The sequence below is a fragment of the Streptomyces sp. NPDC054956 genome, assembly GCF_053609185.1.
Genome location: NZ_JBSGXB010000219.1, coordinates 1 through 13,072, shown reverse-complemented (window position 1 = coordinate 13,072; position 13,072 = coordinate 1). Strand labels below are relative to the sequence as shown.

General features: G+C 72.6%; 12 protein-coding genes and 1 tRNA gene. 6 read left to right on the top strand and 7 right to left on the bottom strand.

What is annotated here, in order from left to right; all coding sequences use genetic code 11:
- Nucleotides 1–33 precede the first annotated feature (33 nt).
- From pth to ACWGDE_RS27520, 5 genes are all read right to left on the bottom strand, one after another.
- Nucleotides 34–624 carry an aminoacyl-tRNA hydrolase gene (pth, locus tag ACWGDE_RS27540; RefSeq protein ID WP_453391723.1) on the bottom strand — a complete coding sequence of 197 codons (591 nt, stop codon included), beginning with the start codon at nt 622–624 and terminating at the stop codon, nt 34–36.
- Between the two features lie 91 nt (nt 625–715).
- On the bottom strand, nt 716–1,297 hold the full coding sequence (locus tag ACWGDE_RS27535; RefSeq protein WP_453391722.1) for a 50S ribosomal protein L25/general stress protein Ctc: 582 nt from the start codon (nt 1,295–1,297) through the stop codon (nt 716–718).
- A 207-nt stretch (nt 1,298–1,504) separates the two neighbouring features.
- Nucleotides 1,505–2,482 (bottom strand): ribose-phosphate diphosphokinase, encoded by a 978-nt coding sequence (locus tag ACWGDE_RS27530; protein ID WP_112451977.1) that lies wholly within the window; start codon nt 2,480–2,482, stop codon nt 1,505–1,507.
- A 133-nt stretch (nt 2,483–2,615) separates the two neighbouring features.
- Entirely contained in the window at nt 2,616–4,064 is a 1,449-nt protein-coding gene (gene glmU / locus ACWGDE_RS27525; RefSeq protein WP_453391721.1) for a bifunctional UDP-N-acetylglucosamine diphosphorylase/glucosamine-1-phosphate N-acetyltransferase GlmU, read from the bottom strand.
- Nucleotides 4,065–4,174: 110 nt separating this feature from the next.
- Nucleotides 4,175–4,246: transfer RNA gene (locus tag ACWGDE_RS27520), tRNA-Gln, on the bottom strand.
- A gap of 168 nt (nt 4,247–4,414) precedes the next feature.
- Between ACWGDE_RS27520 and ACWGDE_RS27515 the strand changes: the two genes are divergently transcribed.
- The 3 genes from ACWGDE_RS27515 to ACWGDE_RS27505 are packed head-to-tail and all read left to right on the top strand — an operon-like array spanning nt 4,415 to nt 6,786.
- Nucleotides 4,415–5,677, top strand: coding sequence for a sensor histidine kinase (locus tag ACWGDE_RS27515; RefSeq protein ID WP_453391720.1), 1,263 nt, complete (start codon nt 4,415–4,417; stop codon nt 5,675–5,677).
- A 4-nt stretch (nt 5,678–5,681) separates the two neighbouring features.
- A complete protein-coding gene (locus tag ACWGDE_RS27510; protein WP_453391719.1) occupies nt 5,682–6,218 on the top strand; it encodes a hypothetical protein in 537 nt (178 codons plus the stop codon).
- Between the two features lie 25 nt (nt 6,219–6,243).
- Nucleotides 6,244–6,786, top strand: a complete 543-nt coding sequence (locus tag ACWGDE_RS27505; protein ID WP_453391718.1) for a hypothetical protein — start codon at nt 6,244–6,246, stop codon at nt 6,784–6,786.
- A gap of 33 nt (nt 6,787–6,819) precedes the next feature.
- On the opposite strand, the gene ACWGDE_RS27500 is transcribed toward ACWGDE_RS27505, so the two are convergent.
- Together ACWGDE_RS27500 and ACWGDE_RS27495 are read right to left on the bottom strand one after the other, a co-directional pair.
- Entirely contained in the window at nt 6,820–7,344 is a 525-nt protein-coding gene (locus ACWGDE_RS27500; protein WP_453391717.1) for an SUKH-3 domain-containing protein, read from the bottom strand.
- A gap of 5 nt (nt 7,345–7,349) precedes the next feature.
- Nucleotides 7,350–7,967: a YwqJ-related putative deaminase gene (locus tag ACWGDE_RS27495; protein WP_453391716.1), complete on the bottom strand. Its 618-nt coding sequence runs from the start codon at nt 7,965–7,967 to the stop codon at nt 7,350–7,352.
- A 231-nt stretch (nt 7,968–8,198) separates the two neighbouring features.
- Here ACWGDE_RS27495 and ACWGDE_RS27490 point away from each other — a divergent pair, with 231 nt between their 5' ends.
- The 3 genes from ACWGDE_RS27490 (at nt 8,199) to ACWGDE_RS27480 (ending at nt 12,821) form a co-directional block, all read left to right on the top strand.
- A complete protein-coding gene (locus ACWGDE_RS27490; RefSeq protein WP_453391715.1) occupies nt 8,199–9,206 on the top strand; it encodes an SMI1/KNR4 family protein in 1,008 nt (335 codons plus the stop codon).
- 7 nt (nt 9,207–9,213) lie between these two features.
- A complete protein-coding gene (locus ACWGDE_RS27485) occupies nt 9,214–11,790 on the top strand; it encodes an SUKH-4 family immunity protein (RefSeq protein WP_453391714.1) in 2,577 nt (858 codons plus the stop codon).
- Nucleotides 11,791–11,948: 158 nt separating this feature from the next.
- Nucleotides 11,949–12,821, top strand: a complete 873-nt coding sequence (locus ACWGDE_RS27480; protein ID WP_453391713.1) for a DivIVA domain-containing protein — start codon at nt 11,949–11,951, stop codon at nt 12,819–12,821.
- Nucleotides 12,822–13,072: the final 251 nt, after the last annotated feature.

The following is a 13,072-nucleotide window of genomic DNA, read 5'->3' as shown; positions in this document are numbered from 1 at the left end:
CACCAGGAAGGTGCGGGGGCCCTTTCGCGACCGTTACGAGTTGTACGTGGACTGCGCGCGCTCCAGCCCCTCCGCGATCAGGCACTCCACCGAGTCGGCGGCGCGGTCCACGAACCAGTCGAGCTCCTTGCGCTCCGTGGAGGAGAAGTCCTTCAGCACGAAGTCCGCCACCTGCATCCGGCCCGGCGGACGCCCGATGCCGCACCGCACCCGGTGGTAGTCCGGGCCCATCGACTTGGTCATCGACTTCAGACCGTTGTGACCGTTGTCCCCGCCGCCCAGCTTCAGGCGCAGCGTCGGATAGTCGATGTCCAGCTCGTCGTGGACCGCCACGATCCGCTCCAGCGGAACCTTGTAGAAGTCCCGCAGCGCCGTCACCGGACCACCCGACAGGTTCATGAACGACATGGGCTTGGCCAGCACCACCCGCCGGTTCAACGGCCCCGGCGGACCCATGCGGCCCTCCACCACCTGCGCGCGGGCCTTGTGCGCCTTGAACTTCCCGCCCATCCGCTCCGCCAGCAGGTCGGCCACCATGAAACCGATGTTGTGGCGGTTGCCCGCGTACTCGGCCCCCGGGTTCCCGAGGCCCACGATCAGCCAGGGCGCCGCGTCGTCCGACATCAAAAGCTCCTTATACGAAGACGACCGCCGTCCCGCTCCAGTGGAGCCGGACGGCGGTCGTTCAGCAAGTGCTGAGGGAGAAGGGCGAGGCTCAGGCCTCGGTGCCCTCGGCCTCGGCGGCCGGCTCCTCGGTCGACGCGCCGATGACCTGCAGGACGGCGATGTCACCGTCGACGGCCAGCGTGGTGCCGGCCGGCAGGACCAGGTCCTTGGCGTGGATGGTGGCGCCGGCCTCGAGGCCCGCGATGGAGACGGTGACCTCGGTCGGGATGTGCGTGGCCTCGGCCTCGACGGAGATGGTGTTCTGGAGGGTCTCCAGCATGTTGCCGCCGGCGGCCAGGTCGCCCTCGGTGACGATCGCGACGTCGACGGTGACCTTCTCGCCCTTCTTGACGATCAGGAAGTCGACGTGGGAGACCGAGCGCTTCAGCGGGTGCTTCTGCACGGCCTTCGGGATGACCAGCTCGGTGCCGACGCCCGCGATGTCCAGGGACAGCAGGACGTTCGGGGTGCGCAGCGCCAGCTGAAGGGCGTGGGCGTCGACGTTGACGTGCTTCGGGTCGGTGCCGTGGCCGTAGATGACCGCGGGGGTCAGGGCGTCACGACGGGCCTGGCGGGCAGAGCCCTTGCCGAAGTTTTCGCGGACCTGCGCGGCAAGCTTGATCTCGGACATGCTCACTCCTCGTGGGGTGACGGAAATGGACGACAGTCACCCGGCCGGAACACGGCCTGCTACGAAGAGCGCGTCGATAACGGAGAGCCGGGAACCCCTTCGGAAAATCCGAAAACGGGGACGGCCTCCCTCGCCGAGCAACTCAAGGAGTGTACCCGGCGGGGAGGCCGTACCCAAAAAGGATCTAGCGCGCTACTGCGGCAGTGGTTACTGCTGCTCCTCGAAGAGGCTGGTCACCGAGCCGTCCTCGAAGACCTCGCGCACCGCGCGGGCGATCATCGGGGCGATCGACAGCACCGTGATCTTGTCGAGTTCCAGGTCGGACGGGTCCGGCAGGGTGTTCGTGAACACGAACTCGCTGACCTTGGAGTTCTTCAGGCGGTCGGCCGCCGGGCCCGACAGGATGCCGTGCGTGGCCGTCACGATGACGTCCTCCGCGCCGTGCGCGAAGAGCGCGTCGGCCGCGGCGCAGATGGTGCCACCCGTGTCGATCATGTCGTCGACCAGGACGCAGACGCGGCCCTTGACCTCACCGACGACCTCGTGGACGGTCACCTGGTTGGCGACGTCCTTGTCACGGCGCTTGTGCACGATCGCCAGCGGAGCGTCCAGGCGGTCGCACCAGCGGTCGGCCACGCGCACGCGGCCGGCGTCCGGGGAGACGATCGTCAGCTTCGAACGGTCGACCTTCGCGCCCACGTAGTCCGCGAGGACCGACAGGGCCGAAAGGTGGTCGACCGGGCCGTCGAAGAAGCCCTGGATCTGGTCGGTGTGCAGATCGACCGTGAGGATGCGGTCCGCACCCGCGGTCTTCAGCAGGTCCGCGACCAGACGCGCCGAGATCGGCTCGCGGCCCTTGTGCTTCTTGTCCTGACGGGCGTACCCGTAGGACGGGACGATCACGGTGATGGAGCGTGCCGACGCGCGCTTGAGCGCGTCGATCATGATCAGCTGCTCCATGATCCACTTGTTGATCGGAGCCGTGTGGCTCTGGATCAGGAAGCAGTCCGCGCCACGAGCAGACTCCTGGAAGCGGACGTAGATCTCGCCGTTCGCGAAGTCGAAAGCCTTGGTCGGCACGAGGCCGACACCGAGCTGGTGCGCGACCTCCTCGGCCAGCTCGGGGTGGGCGCGGCCGGAGAAGAGCATCAGCTTCTTCTCGCCGGTCGTCTTGATCCCGGTCACAGCACTGTCTCCTCAGACGTGGGAAAGCTGCTCGCCCCCATGTGCGTCCGTCCCGCACACGGTGAGCCAGCCGAATTGCGTGCACCTATCACGGTACGCCGTCTCGGGCGTACCCGTTTCCGGTCAGTTCACCTCAGCGACCGTCGGAGTCCTCTTCGACCGCCGACTGGGCCGCCGTCGCGGCGGCACTTCCCGGACGCTTGCGAGCCACCCAGCCCTCGATATTCCGCTGCTGGCCACGGGCCACGGCCAGTGCGCCGGGCGGCACATCCTTCGTGATCACGGACCCGGCGGCCGTGTAGGCGCCGTCCCCGATCGTGACAGGAGCCACAAACATGTTGTCCGAACCCGTCTTGCAGTGTGAGCCGACGGTCGTGTGGTGCTTGTGTTCGCCGTCGTAGTTCACGAACACGCTCGCCGCGCCGATGTTCGTGTACTCGCCGATCGTCGCGTCACCGACGTACGAGAGGTGCGGGACCTTGGTGCCCTCGCCGATCGTGGCGTTCTTCATCTCCACGTACGTACCGGCCTTGGCCTTCGCGCCCAGGTTCGTCCCCGGACGCAGGTAGGCGAAGGGGCCCACGGTCGCCGACTCGCCCACGACCGCGCCGTCCGCCACGGTGTTGTCCACACGGGCCCGGGCGCCGACGTACGTGTCCTTCAGGCGGGTGTTCGGGCCCACCTCGGCCCCCTCGGCGACGTGCGTCGTACCGAGCAGCTGGGTGCCGGGGTGCACGATCGCGTCCTGGCCGAAAGTCACCGTCACGTCGACCAGCGTGCTCGCCGGGTCGACGATCGTCACGCCCGAGAGCATGGCGCTCTCCAGCAGGCGCGCGTTCAGCAGCGCGCGGGCCTCGGCGAGCTGGACCCGGTTGTTGATCCCGAGGATCTGCCGGTGGTCCGCGCCCACGGCCGCGCCGACGCGGTGGCCGGCCTCGCGCAGGATGCCGAGCACGTCGGTGAGGTACTCCTCGCCCTGGCTGTTGTCCGTGCGGACCTTGCCGAGGGCGTCCGCGAGCAGGGCCCCGTCGAAGGCGAAGACGCCGGAGTTGATCTCGCGGATCGCACGCTGGGCGTCGGTGGCGTCCTTGTGCTCCACGATCGCGGTGACGGCGCCGGTGGCCCCGTCGCGCACGATGCGGCCGTAGCCGGTGGAGTCGGGCACCTCGGCGGTCAGCACGGTGACGGCGTTGCCGTCGGCCTCGTGCGTCGCCGTCAGCGCGGCCAGGGTCTCGCCGGTCAGCAGCGGGGTGTCGCCGCAGACGACGACCACGGTCCCGGTCGGCCGGTCGCCGAGCTCTTCGAGGGCCATCCGGACGGCGTGCCCGGTGCCGTTCTGCTCGTACTGGACGGCGGTGCGGACGTCGGCGTCGATCGCGGCGAGGTGCGCGGTGACCTGCTCGCGCGCGTGCCCGACGACGACGACGAGGTGCGCGGGGTCCAGCTCGCGGGAGGCGGCGACTACGTGACCGACGAGCGAGCGCCCGCTGATCTCGTGCAGAACCTTGGGTGTGGCCGACTTCATGCGGGTGCCTTCACCCGCTGCGAGTACGACGACGGCTGCCGGGCGGTTGGCGCTCACGGGTGTGCCCTTCGGCTTCGGGTGGTGGACCCGTGAAGGATACCGGTGGCTTATGCCCCCGAAACGAGGCCGGGTCCCGACCGAGGCGGTCAGGACCCGAAGTTGCCAAGCTCCCCCGCCAGGACTCGAACCCGGACATAAGGCACCAAAAGCCTCAGTGCTGCCAATTACACCACAGGGGATAGCGCAACTGGCTAAACCGGACATTCTTCTTCGCCCGCTTGACCAGCCGCCTCTACTATGCCGCACCAAACCCCCTCGACGCGACGGTAGATGTCCGCGCCTCGGCTCATGTCCGGGGTGGAATTTCGGTCGGCGCCGCGCCGGGGCCCCTGCGTACGCTGGACCGCATGACCAGTACGGGGGATGTGGAAGGGCGCGCCGGGCCGCCTTTGTGGTGGGTGCGGCGGCGGGAGGCAGTGGGGGACGTGGCGCTCGGCGGGGTGTCCGCCCTCGAGTGCGCGTGGGAGGGGATCGACTTCGCGCACGAGGCGGGGATCCCGGTTCCGGCCGGCGTGCTGTTCGGGTTCCTGGTGGGGTCCACGCTCACGCTGCGGCGGCGCTGGCCGATCGCCGTGGTGCTGGTGGGGATCGCCGTGTCGCCCGCCGCGATGGGGTTCCTGCTCGGCGTGGTCGGGCTGTACACGCTGGCCACCTCGGAGGTGCCGCGGCGGATCACGGCCGTCCTGACGTCGATGTCCATGGCCGCGACCTACGTGGTGATGTACCTGCGGACCCGGGGGGACGCGGAGGCGGGGAGCACGCTCGTCGTGCTGCTGTCGGTGTTCGTGGCGGTGGCGCTGACCGTGCCGCCGGTGCTGTTCGGGCTGTACATAGGGGCCCGCAGGCGGCTCATGGAGAGCCTGCAGGAGCGCGCGGACTCGCTGGAGCGGGAGTTGTCGCTGCTGGCGGACCGGGCCGAGGAGCGGGCCGAATGGGCCCGTACGGAGGAACGGACGCGCATCGCACGGGAGATGCACGACGTGGTGGCGCACCGGGTGTCGCTGATGGTGGTGCACGCCGCGGCCCTGCAGGCGGTCGCCCTGAAGGACCCGGCGAAGGCGGTGAAGAACGCCGCGCTGGTGGGGGACATGGGCCGGCAGGCGCTGACGGAGCTCCGGGAGATGCTCGGGGTGCTGCGCGCGGAGGCGCCGAAGCCGAAGCCGGAGTCCGTGCCGGAGCCGGTGGCGCTCGGTCCGGCGGGCGGGTTCGAGGACGGGCCGACGCTGGCGGAGCTGGAGGCGCTGGTCGGGCAGTCGCGGGCGGCCGGGATGGCCGTGGAGCTCGATGTCCGGGGCGCGGGGGAGTCGTACGCGGCCGAGGTGGAGCAGACGGCGTACCGGGTGGTGCAGGAGGCGCTGACCAACTGCCACAAGCACGCTCCGGGCGCGCGGGTCGTCGTACGGCTGGCGCACCGGGAGGGGGAGGTGGCGATGCAGGTGGAGAACGGGCCGTGCGACGGCAAGGCCGACGAGCCGGGGCTGCCGAGCGGCGGGAACGGGCTGGTCGGGATGCGGGAGCGGGTGCTCGGGCTGGGCGGGGTGTTCGTGTCGGGGCCGACGGACGAGGGCGGTTTCAAGGTCTCGGCGGTCCTGCCGAGCGGGCGGGGGTAGCGCGATGGCCTGGGATCCGGCGGCGGCTCTGACGGACGAGCTGCGCAAGAGCTTCGAGAGGGGCGGGGAAGGCGCGGAGCGGCTGTGGTTGAACGTGCCCGGGCCGTTCTGGACGGGGATGACGGACAACTGCTGGACCGGGCGGGCGGAAGCTCCGGACAACGTGCTGTACACGGCGCAGAGCGCGTACTGCACGGAGTACGTGTTCCGGCAGCCGCGCGATCCCGCGGAGGTGCGGGCGCTGGCCGGGGCGGCCTGGGCCGACCCCTTCGGGGAGTACTCCTGCGACGGGGACCTGCGGTGGACTCCGGCCGGGGTGCGCGAGTGGTGGGCGGGCCGGGGGCGGGTCGCCGGGCATCTGGCCGAGTCGCTCGCGGATTTCGGTCCGGGCGGCTCCGTCGAGGACGCCGAGGTGGCCGGTGGGGTGCGGGAGTTCCAGACGTATCTGGCCGGTGGTCTCGCCGACGATCTGCGGGCGTATGTTTTCCGGCTGGAGGAGGGGCGCTACCCGGAGGCCGGGGAGCGGCTCCCGCGGCTGTGAGACGTCGTGACAGGGGAGAGCGGGGATGACGGTGGGCTGGGATCCGGTGGCGGAGCTTACGGGTGAGGACCGCAAGCTGTTCCAGGGGCGGTGGGAGAAGCGGCTCTGGCTGAACGTGCCGGGGCCCTTCTACACGGGCGAGACGGACACGTGCTGGACCGGGCGGCTGAACGCGCCGGACAACGTGATGTACGCGGCGAGCAGTGAGCACGGTCTGGAGTACGTGTTCCGGCAGCCGCGTGATCCGCAGGAGGTCCGCCGGATGGTGGACGCGGCCGACGAGGAGCCGTTCCAGGAGTACGCGTGCGACGGGGACCTGTGGTGGACGCCGGCCGCGGTGCGGTCCTGGTGGGCCGACCGGGGACGCGTGGAGGAGCACCTGGCGGCCACGCTCGCGGAGTACGCGGGGAGCGTCCACCGGTCGGACCGGGACGCGGCGGCGGGGGCGTGGCACTTCCGGGGCTACCTGGCGGACGGGCTGGCCGGGGACCTGCGGGCGTACCTGTTCCGGCTGGAGGAGGGCCGCTACCCGGTGGCCGGGGAGCGGCTTCCTGAGCTGGGGGGTTAGCCCGTCGTCGGGCGGTCGGCCCGTTGTCGGCCGTCAGCCCGTCGTCAGGCGGGTGGGCTGGAGGCCGGTCAGGAGGAGGGTGAGGGCCTCGTCGAGGTTCGCGCCGAGGTACCAGTCGCCGGTGTGGTCCACGCAGTAGATGCGGCCTTCGCGGTCGAGGGCGAGGTGGGAGCCCCCTCCGTTCAGGCGCGTGTCCGCCTCGACCCCGAGCGGGCAGAGCTGGGTGGACAGGGCGCGGCCGAGGTCGGCGAAGGTGCGGGCGAGGTGGAGGCCCGTGAGGGGGTCGAGGCGTACGGCGACGGGGGCGATCTGGCGTCCGGGGCCGGGGGCGGTGATCGTGAGGTTGCCGAATTCCGCCCAGGTCTCGACGGCGGCGGGGAAGACGGTGTGGCGGTGTCCGGCGGGGGTGGTGTGGTCGCGCAGGGCGTCCGCCCAGTACTCGGCCTGCTTGATGTCCCAGCGGCCGGGTTCCCAGCCGGCGGTGCGCAGGGCGGAGTCCACGGCGACGGGGAAGCGGGCGGCCGAGGAGCGGTCGTAGGAAGCGGATGCGGCGGTCATGGCGGCTACTCGGGGTGGGTGAGGTCGACGGGTCGTACGCCGAAGTGGGCGAGGAGTGCCTCGCAGGAGCGGCAGGGCGGTGCGTAGGTGCCGTGGAGGGGATCGCCGTCCTCGCGGATGCGGCGGGCGGTGATCTTGGAGTGCTTCAGGGAGCGGCGGGCCTCGCTGGGAGTGAGGGGCTTGCGCGCGGCGCGTTTGCTGCGGGCGCCCTCGACGGCGGCGAGGTGGCGGGAGAGCAGGAGCGCCTCGGGACATCGTCCGGTGAAGCGTTCGCGCTGGCCGCTGGTGAGGGTGTCCAGGAAGTCCTGGACGAGGGGGTGCAGTACGGGCGGCAGGTCGGCCTTGCCGGCGGTGCCGGTGAGGGTTTCGCCGCGTACGGAGAGGGCGGCGGCGACGGTGGGGAGGATGCCGTCGCGGCGGAAGCGCAGGGTGGGCACGGTGGGGCGGCCGTCGTCGCTGCTCCAGCGCAGGCGGGGGTCACCGGGCGCGGTACCGGGGGCGGGGTCGCCGGTGGCGTGGGCCTGTGCCGGGACGGTCGCCGGGGCGGCGGTTCCCGTGGATGCCGTTCCCGTGGGTCCTGACGCGGCGTCGGCCGGTTCCGTACGTGTAGCCGTGTTCTGCATGGTTGCGCTCTCCCTCCCGTGGCTGCGGCGGTGAACCGCTGTCGCGCGCGCCCCCGTGTTGCGGGGACAGCCTGTCAAATGTCCGCTGACATGTGGAAGCGGGGTCGAATATTCGTATCAATTCGGATGTTCCCGGCCGTCGTGCGGGTGCCCTGGCCGACAGCGGGTGAGGCTCTTGCCGGAGCACATAGGCTGTGGTGAACCAGCCAGATCCAGCAGGGGGCTACCGCCATGACGACAGGTCGGCTCGGGCAGCAGGCCGCGCCACCCAACGCCGCTTATTCGGGGCAGGTCGTGCATTTCCCGGACCCCGTCCGGGCAGCGCGCCATCCTCACGGGGTCCGTGTCGACGCGAACGGGCATCCGGACTTCGCGCCCTACGCGCGGGCGGCGGTGGAGATCGCCGAACCGCCGGAGGGCTTCGGCGTGGACGAGCTGCGGCTGACGGACTGCGTGTCCGCGAACGCCGCCATGCGGGCGACCGGCCACGAACTGTGGGACACGGTCGGCCCGGTGGCGACTCCGCACGGCTGGACCTGGCACCACGTGGCCGGAACCCGCCGGATGGAGCTGGTGCCGGTCGAGGTGAAGGCGCTGCTCAGGCATCACGCGGGCCTGGCGACGGCGGCGGTGGACCACGAGAAGCGCGGGACGCGGGCGTTGCAGGAGGTGCGTCCGGTGCACATGGGGCTGCCGAAGTCGGTGGTCTCGGTGTCCGAGGCGCAGGTGCAGGGTGTCGAGGAGGACCTCGGCTACCGGCTTCCGGAGGCGTACCGCTCGTTCCTGAAGGCGGCGGGCGGTTGCGCGCCGGTGGGCGCGGGGCTGGACGTGGCGCTCGGCCTGCTGGTGGACCAGCCGTTCTTCACGGTGCGCGAGGAGGCGGCGGTCAACGACCTCGTCTACGTCAACAAGTGCCTGCGGGACCACCTGACGAAGGACTACCTGTGCGTGGCCTTCGCGCAGGGCGGGCTCGTCGCGGTGAAGGTGCGGGGCGAGTCGATCGGCTCGGTCTGGTTCTCTCCGTACGACGACGCGCGCGACCGGGACGGCTGGTCGGTGCAGGAGCGCGTCGAGCGGTTGCTGCTGCCGTGCGGTACGGATTTCGATGCCTTTCTGGAGCGGCTGGCGGGCAATCCGCCGGAACTGGAAACGGTGGCCGGTCTGATGGTGGACGGCGGATTCGCTCGTGCGGTTCCCGTGACGGGTGGTGCGTCGGCGTCGGCGCCGGTGGAGGGATGACGGCTCGATGGTGACGTTTGCGCAGGCGCAGGAGCGCGCCGAGGAGTGGATCAACGGGGACGTGCCCGCCTACCAGCACCGCGAGGTGCGGGTACGGGAGTTCGGACTCGGTTTCGTGGTGTGGGCCGAGGACCGCGCGGCCGGACCGGTGTCCGGCGGCGGCCGGCAGCGGCTGGTCATCGCGCGGGACAGCGGCGAGGTGACGCTGTGGCCCGGACTGCCGGTGGGTGAGGTGATCCGCCGTTACGAGGAGGAGTACGGGGCTTCGGCCGCGCCGGCCGAGGCTTCGGTGCCGGTGCCGCGCATCGACTCGGAGCAGACCTCCTTCATGCTGAGCCCGCCGGAGTGGTTGCAGGAGGCGGCGGACCGGGCGGGGATTCCGCCGGCGCCGGCGGCTGCTTCGGCGTCGGCTGCTTCGGCGGCGCAGGATTCGGCGGTTCCGGTGACTCCCGCGCCTGAGGTGGCTCCGGCCGCGTCGGCGGATCCGGTCGCTCCGGCCGTCCCGGCCGCCTCCGAGTCGCCCGCGGCCGCCGAGCCGCAGCCCGTGCCGTTGCGGCGCGGCGGCGAGGTTCCGTACGAGCCGACCGCCAACGACGGGGTCCCGGCCGGGGCCACGCCGTGGGCCGGGACCGATGTGAACCCCGGCGCGGACTCGGTGTCCGTGCCGCTGCCGGCGACGGTGTTCGCGCCGCCGCTGTCCGGGTCGGACGCGGAGGACGCCCCGGCGTCGTCCGGGCCGGGTCCGGAGGCGCGGACGACGCTGATGCCGCGGGGCAGCGAGCTGCCGAAGACGGCCGTCGCGCCCGCACTGGACCTCAATGCGGGCCGCCCCGGGGCGGTTCCGGCTCCGGGCAACGAAGCCGGCGCCGCCGCGGGCCAGGGCTCCGGTCCGGCTCCGGGTTCCGCTGCCGGCTCGAGCTCCGGCTCCGGCTCCGCTTCGGGCGCGGGCTCCGCTTCGGGTGACATCGCCGACGCGCCGACGAGCAAGGCCCGGGTCAACCGGTCGGCCGCCCCCGGACCCGTGACGCCGCCGGGTCCGCCCGGTGCGCCCGGCTCCGGCTCGGAGTCCCCGTCCTACGCCGCGACCATGCTGGCGGCCCCGGGCGGTCCGCAGCAGCCCGCGCCTCCCGGTCCCCCCGGGGCTCCGGGTGCGCCCGGCGGCGGGCTCGACCATGCCGCGACGATGCTGGCCGGTCCGGCCGTCACCGGACAGCCGCCCGCGCCTCCCGGCCCGCCCGGGGCCCCCGGCGCGTCCGGCGGGCGCGGAGCCGCGTACGCCGCGACCATGCTGGCCGGTCCGGCCGTCACCGGGCAGCCGCCCGCGCCGCCCGGTCCCCCCGGGGCTCCGGGCGGCGGGCAGCAGCCCGCGCCTCCCGGTCCGCCCGGTGCTCCCGGCGGCGGCGCGCACCACGCGGCCACGATGCTCGCCGGTCCCGGCGTACCGCAGCCGCCCGGCCCTCCCGGGGCTCCGGGTGCGCCCGGCGGCGGGCTGGACCACGCCGCGACGATGCTGGCCGGTCCGGCCGTGATCGGGCAGCAGCCCGCGCCTCCCGGTCCGCCCGGCCCTGCGCCGCAGGCTCCCGGACCCGGACCGCAGGCCATGGGCGTGCCCACGGTCGGCCCCGGTTACCAGGCCGTGCTGCGCTACCGCGCGCCCGACGGCTCGGAGCAGCAGCTCATCCGCCGCTCCGCGCCCGGCACTCCGCACCCGGAGTGGCAGATCCTGTACGAACTGCGGGCGATGAACGTGCCGCCGCAGCAGGTGCTGGAGCTGCACACGGAGCTGGCTTCGTGCGAGCTGCCCGGCGGTTACTGCGCCCGCATGATCCGGGAGACCTGGCCGCAGGTCCGGATCACGAGCGTGGCCCCGTACGGGACGGACCACGCGGGCCGTCAGCAGGGCATGCGGCACCTGCTGACCCATCAGGGCGAGCTGCACCAGGTGGCGGACGGCCCGGCGCGCCCCGCGCCGGTGCGCGCGCCGCTGCCGCAGGTGCCGCTCCAGCCGGCGATCCCGCTGGACGCGATCGCGCAGGAACTGGCGGGGGCGTTCGGTCCGCAGGGGGTGTTCCGCTTCGAGCAGCGTGCGGTGTCCCGGCAGGGTGTGCCGGAGATCGTGGCGCAGACGCTGATGTGGTCGGGTCTGCCCGTCGATTTCGGGCCGTTCTTCTGGGCGCAGGCGGTGCCGGGTGCTCCGTTGCCGACGCTGGCCGAGCTGGCGGCGCAGCGGCAGGTGCAGCCGGCTTCGGACGCGGGCTCGTACCTGGTCGTGGGCAGTGACTTCGGCAAGGCGCTGTGCGTGCAGTACGGGACGGCGCACATAGTGGCGGTGCCGGTGGAGTCCGGTCCGGGCGGTGCTCCGGTGCCCCCGCAGTTCGTGAACTCCTCGCTGCCGCAGTTCGTGCGGTCGCTGGCGATGCTGGGTCACATGTGGCGGCTGCGCCAACATCTGACGCCGGAGCAGGCGGGCCGCTGGACCGTCGATTTCCAGGCGAATCTGGCGGGTCTGGACAGTGCGGCGCTGGCATCGCCGGAGAGCTGGTGGTCGGTGCTGCTGGAGCAGATGTGGGACGGACTGCTGTGAACCGGGGCGGATCGGCCGTCGATCCGCCGCTTGCCGGACGATAGTCGCGCGTGGCCGGGTCGGGACCCTCGAAAAGGGGTCCCGGCCCGGCCATTCGGGCTTCTGGGAGCAAATGACGCATCCTTGACAGGAATCCCCGCGAGAGAGGCGCTTCCAGGATGAGTGCACCCTTTACGACCGTGCGCGGCCGCGGCTACCGGATGGAAGAGGTGGACCGGTATCTCGCGCGGCTGTCGGGGAGCCGTGACGAGGCCTGGGAGCGGGTGGCCCGGCTGACGGTGCTGGCCAAGCGCATGGAGGCGGAGGCGGAACGGCTGCGGGAGGAGGTCGCGGGGCTGGCCCCGCAGACGTACGACGAGCTGAGCGAACGGGCCCGGCGGATCCTGCTGCTGGCCGAGGAGGAGTCCGACACCCTGCGCGCGGAGGCGCGGGCGGACGCGCTGGCGGCGGCGGGCGCAGCCGAGGCGCACGCGGACCGGGTGGCGCAGCTGGCGCGCACGGACGCGGAGGCGGTGCGCGAGCAGACGGAGGTCCGGGCCCGGCAGGGGCTGTTGCGGGCGGGCCGCGAGGCGGACGACGTACGGGCGCAGGCGCGCGAGGACGCTGCGGCGTGGCGGGCGGAGGCGCAGGCCGGGCTGGCGGAGACGGTGCGCCGGGCGGACGCGCTGCTCGCGGAGCGCGAGCAGGAGCAGGCGGAGCGGTGGGACGCGGCGGAGCGGGAGCTGGCTTCGCGGGAGGCGGAGCTGGAGTCCCGGCACGCCGAACTGGAGCGGTACGCGCAGTCCCGGCTGGCGGAGGCTCAGAGGTCTTTGGCCCAGGTGCAGGAGGCTGCGCGGCACGGCCAGGAGGACGCGGAGGCGCGGGGCGCGGAGCTGATCGCCGAGGCGCGGGTGGCGGAGGAGCGGGTGGGCCGGGAGACGGACCGCCTGCTGCGCGAGCACGCGGAGTCCCAGGACGAGATGCGGGCCCACATGAACCACGTCCGCTCCAGCCTGGCAGCCCTGACGGGCCGCGCCCCGGCCGAGGGCTGACGGCTCCGCCGCCACCACCGGGGACCAGCCCCCCCCCGCGCCTCAATCGCCGACTCCAGCCCCTCCGGCGTTTGAGGAGCGGGGTCTGGGGCGGAGCCCCAGGGGACAGCGCCCGGCGGGGCGGAGGCGCGTCAGCCCTTGGCCGGCCCCTCGTCGGGCGACATCAGCGCGCCTCACGCCTGGAGACAGCTGCAGCCGCCCCGATTCCCTTCATCAGGTCTTCCGCGTCGTCCTCGCGCACGAGGTCAGAC